Raw genomic sequence first — 6985 nt, 5'->3', positions numbered from 1 at the left:
TTATCTCTGATGTACTATTATCCAAAACAACATCCACATTAAAAAATTCCGATGCTGAAGATATGCTATAGTCACCACCATAATACTCAACTTTTCCTTCTCCTTCTCCCTCCGTAACAAAATCAAATGCATCACCGGCCGGAAAATTATCTCCAGCCATGGCAATTATACCCGTACCGGAAATATGATCAAAACTATGACCTGTTGTAGTTCCCAAATCCAATTCACCATGAACCGTAAGTCCCTTATTTTCCATATTATCAGTTCCTGCCGGTACCGATACTTTTTTACCACTAAGAATCACCACTTTATCGGAAGCGGCAGTTGGTGAAGTTAACGGAGTTAATCCTGAAGGATTATCCGGGACACAACCACATGGTGCCAAAGTCCAGGTTGATGGGTCGTTCCAATTACCGATTGACTTGAGTGAATACCAGATTCTGCTTCCGGCCCCCTGCAACGGACTTGTAACCTGATCGGTAGTTCCCAACGTAAAAAATCCATTACTAAAGTCAGTGTCAGAAACCTGAAACCAAATGCGATCACTTTCTTCAACCCCCTTATTAATTGCTGTTACCTGACTATAATCTCCGGTTGCATTGTCTTTACGGAGCAATACATAATTACCAATTTCCTGAGGGTAAAGTCCCCCCTGGAAACCTTCGGATAAATCGAATGACAGTTTCACTCCTGCATTTCCGGATTTCTGAACATACCAAACCCGGTTCCAGGCTGCCTGAGCACCGGATACCGTAACTTTAGCACTCACATCAATGGACGCTTCGTCGTTTAAAGAACCGTTATGGCCGGCCAGTGCAAAATCGCCTTCAACGGCACCGTTCAAATCAACATATAGTCCTGCTGATGGCCCAAAATCTCTTACCGACAGACTTTTCTGAGCAATACCAGCAACATCCTGCCAGAAGTCATCATTGGAAGGTGCATAACTAACCTGGACGTCATTTACAGCAATGCCGTATTTCTGACTGAGATAAGTCTGAACCAATGCACGCTTAACATCGGAAAGATTGGTTTTATAAATAATTATTTCTGCAATCTGTCCCTTAAAAAAAGTAGTATAATTCCGATCCAGTTTCCCTATCTCAATATCAGTAACCGTGTTATTTATGGGAGTACCATCAGTCAACTCAAATGCGTTGTTGTCCAGTGTTCCGTTCTTATATATTTTAGAACTGTCGTTCACCTCAAATATGTAGTTCCCAATATAGGAAGTCCCGGCCGGGTTAGGTGTTCCAGAAATTCGATTTACACTTGTACTGTAATCGGCATTTAAAGAATAGCCGGTCCACAAAAACATAGTAAATGTTGCATCTCCAGAGTTGTTTCTTTTAGAAACAAGTCCTTGCGGATCGGTGCTATTACCTGTATTAAACACCACAAAAACCGACAAGGCTTCCATGTCATCAAAAACCGGATGGTGGGGTATGGAAAAATTTCCACTGGTAAACCCTGAAAAATCCAGAGCATTTTGACCGCCTAAAGAAGAAAGAGAGATGTTTCCTCCGTCATTATAGGCATCATGTCCATTTCCTGACTTGTCGATCCAGGAATCTCCTGCACCAAAAGAAGTCAAATCCGAAGCATCAAGCCACACCACATTTTCCGGTTGTCCGTTGGCGCCGGAGGAATTACCAACACCTGCAGGTCCAGTTTGAGCATAAGCCGCTAAGGAAATAAAAAAAAGAAATGAAAGGAATTTTAGTTTGGTATAGGTACACATACTCGGAACAGGTTAGATGAAACATTTTGCAAAACAAAAGTATCTTTATTTACGTATGTGCCTGACTTAATGATTGTACTATTTGGCCATCTGATTGATTACTTTGGCCAATAACCGTTAATTGAAGACAAAAAACCTAAACAGATAAAAAAGCCCCGCTACCCAACGTTTTGGGGCGAGACTTTCTAACTTCACAGGGTTAATTGTGATCGTTTTGGCCCCCTAAATCCTCCCAAGGGGGACTGCAAAAAGGGGAACTCTATATTTTTGTTTCCGGCAAGTAATAAGAAAAAGGCTATTTAATTACCTGCCTACATAGGGGTCGCTGAAAAAGTCAGCAGCCCAATTTTAAATTTATTTTTTATTGTCCTTTTTGGCATTGCCCCAAAAAGAACGAAAAAAGGCTAGTCCGTTTAAACCTATCTGCCCGCGAAAGCCAAAATTTCCGGCCATTGCGCAAGGCCTTGAAAGTCGCCCATTTTGGCTTCCCGCTATTCGCCGGCCCGGAAAACGGACAGGCCACCGCGCCTTTCAAATAGTAAAAGTCATTCAGCCTAAAAACACTCTTTTAAACAGTGACATTTTGACCATTAATCACTCAGGTGCAGACTTTATTAAAGATTTACTTGAAAACCTTGGACTTTGAATGAAATTATCAGCTATAATAAATTTATTATTAGCCCTTTAATTATATTTCAGCAAGCCCTACTTATTCTTTATTTTTTCAATACCTTTTCGGTTTTATGCTGACCATCAGCATTCACTTTTATTACATACATTCCCGATGCAGATGGCAGAGCAACTTCTGTTTCTGATGATGTAGTTTGCTTACTATTAACTAATCGGCCATTTATGTCCATCACCTCAATAGTTGCCTCACCGGAATTCAACAGTTCTGCATTAATCTTTACCAACACAGACTCTTTTTTTCCAATAATAAAAATGTCTTTTACATTCTCCTCCATGTTGTTCTCTTCAATAGTGGTAGCCACTTGCTGAACCCGGTTGAGATGCAATACAAAACGATCATGTACATCGCCCAATTGAGCAGGCGTGTAAATATACTCATCAATCGTTCTAAGATTTATCCATTCACCCGCTACTTTGTCTTCAAGTACCACATCGAAATTAGAAGTAAACTCATCCAGATTTGCGGAGAAAGACACTTCACCACTCACGCGGTTACGAACACTGATAGGGAACGTATAAGACTCTCCGGAAAGCGCGGGCAGTCCGTTAATGGCCAAGGCTTTTAAATCCACACGGGTGTAGATTTCCGGCACATTGGTCGAACTATTGAACATTTTTTCTGAATCTTCCCGATCAATCGTTTCCACATAACCTTCTGCAAACGAAATCAATGCCACATCAGAAATAAATTCATTAGACTGCAGTATGCGTATAGTTTTCCTTTCTCCATCAGAAGAAGATGCACTCTTCAGTGGCACTGAGTTGTCTGTACTACGGGCTCTGTTATCAAGATCGATAGTTGCAGAAGCGGCATCGTTCACTTTTACCCAAACCGATTGCATCGGAGAGATATTTCCAATATTCTCTTCAGTATATCCACCAGGTAACCCATCAACATAAGTTGATATTCCTGCAGATCCGTTATAGGTAATCATATAATCCCCTACAATGGCTCCTGCATAAACTCTGTAATAAATTGTTGCATCTAAATTATCACTTACGCCCACACCAGAATCATTGACCTCATCTGAATATTTAGGTGCCCATTTCATTGCCGACGGATAAGGATTAGAAAACAGGTAATAACCGCGACCATAGGGAATCGTCCAACTCATAGTTCCTGTATTCAGCGAACCAGTGCTATTGAGTGTAACATCATTTTCATAGAGCACCATAATTCCTTCCATGGGGGCAATGGCATTTGCGGCATCCGTGATTCGCTGCCAATTGGTTGTACTACGGTACACCCAGCTGGAGGTGTCACCGGCCTTATACATTGCACCGGTAGGAGAAGCAAAGGGTTGTCCCAGACGGAACCATTGATTGCCTACTAAAGGGAGTTCAATTTGCCCATTTCCCGAATCGGTGTTCCCTTGAGGTACATTAAGGGCTGAAACTGCGTCAACAGTTGATTTCAGAACAATAAGCCCGTTATTATTCAGAGCAGAGTTGACAGTCATAGACACACCCGGCTTCAAGGTTATATTGGCCCCAGGCTCAAGAGTCAGTTGATCAATTGCCCGATCGATATCTAACACCGGGAAAAAGTTTCCATCCACCGGGTTCCCGGGAATATAGACATTATCCACAGGCACTTGTCCGCTGCTCCAGTTGGCATTTACATCCCACTCGGGCGTGTAACCTGTCCATTGGTTGTCGGTAGCAATTACTGTGTAATCTTCAATTTCGCCATTGCCGGAACCATCAACAAACTCGACTTTTAAACGAAATGTACCAGTAGATTGAGTGGTTGGAATGGTTACCCAGCTACTATGAACGCCATCACTTACGGTACCAAAATCATGTAATTCCTCGGATGGAGCATCATAAACATTATCTCCATCGTAATCTATATAAACACGTAGGTTTGCACTTCCACCGACCACAAAAACAGATAATTCATAGGATAAACCCTTGGTCATCCGTGCTTCCTGATCCAGAAATAAACCATAACCTCCAAGTGATCTTTCGTAGGTGTAATTTTCAATACCAGCGAGTTTAACCGCACCTATGTATTGACCACCATCTGTAGTTCCACTTCCTCCAACAGACACAGTTATATCCTGAGAGGTTACCGACGTTAAAGTACCCGAAGAAGCTGTAATCTGATAAACACCTAATGAGTTAAACAAAACATCTGTAAAAGTTGCTGAACCTGAAAGTGGTGTTACTGTGGTAGTACCCGCAACACCCGTTGGAGCAGATACCAGAGAAACATCCGAAATATAATCACTATCAACATTCCCATTGGCATCGGTGGCAACAACAACCGGTTGTGTGGAAAGTACTATTCCTGAAACAGCACTGGTTGATGCTTGTTGATCAAAACGAAGTTCGGTAGCACTAATTGACACGGTACTAGTAGTACTATTTACAGAAGTACTACCGGGATCGCCAAATGAAGAACCATTATAGGCTGCAATATTGTCGCTGGTCAAATGAAAACCCAGACCTTCATTATCAACATTTGTAGCTAATGACTCCTGCAACCATATTTTCAATTTATAGTTTTCGGTGCCGCCGTCTGCCACACGAATCATGTTTTCCTGGTCGAAGAAAATACCGGCAGTTTGAATTGAACCATAAGCAATAAGAACATCAGTTGCATCATACAACGCTGCACCACCAATTACTTCACGCCAATTAGAAATCGTATTTCCAGTGCCCGGGGTAATGGTCATCTGATGAATATCTGTTGGTTTTGCATCCCCTGATCCAGCATCTGTTATATCAAAAGTAAATACCTCAACAGCTTCAGCCTCGGTATCTTTTAGTGAACTTATGGAAGGAACTCCGCCAGCTCCATTTGAAACCGTTGAAGTGTTGTCGTTAGAACCGGTAATTGAAATATTGTCAACAAGAAAACCGGGCGAATAAGTTCCATCGCTAGCTGTCGTTATATCAACCCCAAAAACTATTGTTAAAGAGTTCGTTCCTGCCACGTCAGCAACAGGAGAGACAGCACTGCTAAAAGAAGTCCAGGAGCCATTTGCGACCTGGGTTGTAGATAACAACTCTGCATCGCCATTGTTATGATCAATTAAACTCACATAGGCAATATCCCCTGTTTTAACATTAGCTAAATAGTCAAATTCTAGAACGGTTCCGGAAGAAAACGCAGCAAATGAAAAACTTTTTGAAAACTCAACCTTTGCCCCTTGTTTATTATCAAACGTATATTGAGCATTAATGGTATCATTGGTTAAAAATGCAACATCGGAGCCGTTCCCATATGTCACAGGTGATCCCACATGCCAGGTATTACCATTAAAGTTTGTCGGCGTCCATGCATTCGTGCCATTTTCAAAATCCTCATAAAACCCAACATTATCAGGAACAGTTACTGTACCAGTTAACGCACCAGTTGAATAAGTCAACCCGTTTTTCTGAAAAACCTTATATTGATATTGCTGACCTGGCATTACATTTTCATCGGAAAAAGTACTACCTGTACCAATATAAACCACTTTACCACCATTGCTCAGAACATCGCCAACATAGTAAGTTGTACCTGAGGTGACATCGCCAATGGCTTCACCATTAAGGCCTGCAACAACAACAACTTCCAGGTTTTGAGCGGCATTGGTCCAGGACACATAATTTTTTAGGCCTCCGTTATTTTCTACAGCTGGGGTTGAAACAGGTTTAAGGATTCCATCAATATTGATATTATCAACAACAAATCCCGGATTCTCTCCCCCGTTTATTGCCATATAAAAACGAAGCACTGAACCGGCAGAAAAATAAGTGTCATTCGAAATAGTCCAATCTGTTATTGACTGCCATGTCGGCTGATCAGCCAGGCGATCCGGGGTCCTACCTGCAACAAAATCATCCATAGCATATGTAGCACCTCCATTCTCAAGCTGAACATAACCATAAGTGTTCTCAATATAACCATCCAGTTTCCAATCAAAATCAATTGAAATAGAAGAAAAACCGGCAAGGTTAACAGGTAATTCGAGCACAGCAGGATCAGCAGAATAATTATTATTAAAATCAGTTGTAAACCCGCCATTTTCTGAAACATATGCAGAAAAAGAGCCTGTCTTTGAATCAGCCTGTCCCCTATACCAATTGTTATTAGTAGAAGGAATGGTATTCCAGAAAAAATCCTCCTCAAACCCGTCAAAAAATGGTAAACTAGCCGGCATTACAGTGGACGCAGACAATGCAGTAGAATATGTATCAGCTGTCGAAACGGACCAAATCTTATAATTGGCTTTACTCTCTCCTTCTATGAAATGACTATACGTAGTAGCAGAACCTTTATAAATCACTTTTCCTCCCCCAGGGAGTATATCTCCTTCAGTGTAAGATATATTTTCATCTGGTGCTCCCAAGGTTCCTGATGACGAAAATGCTATAAGCACATCCTGTCCTTCTGAGTTCTTTTCCCAAGCCAAATCTATCTGACTCACATTGATTACTGTAGCAGAAAAAGAAACAGGCCGCTCAACTGACTTTCCGGTAATCATCACTTCGTCCACACAGAATGAAGGTTCATGAATGCCGGTATAAGCTGAACTATTATTCCAATAAAATTCAAGGGTA

General features: G+C 41.5%; 2 protein-coding genes. Both read right to left on the bottom strand.

Translation table 11 applies throughout. The annotated features are described in order from the left end of the window. Positions 1-1741 (bottom strand): hypothetical protein (locus tag QZZ43_RS17445; protein WP_291861987.1); only part of this gene is annotated, 1741 nt, incomplete at its 3' end. 716 nt (positions 1742-2457) lie between these two features. Next, positions 2458-6985, bottom strand: a 4528-nt coding sequence (locus tag QZZ43_RS17440; RefSeq protein ID WP_291861985.1) for a T9SS type A sorting domain-containing protein, incomplete at its 5' end; no start/stop codon positions are given.

The organism is Marinilabilia sp. (genome assembly GCF_016278715.1).
In the GTDB taxonomy this organism is placed as follows: domain Bacteria; phylum Bacteroidota; class Bacteroidia; order Bacteroidales; family Marinilabiliaceae; genus Marinilabilia.
This window is presented reverse-complemented; position numbering and strand designations above follow the sequence as displayed.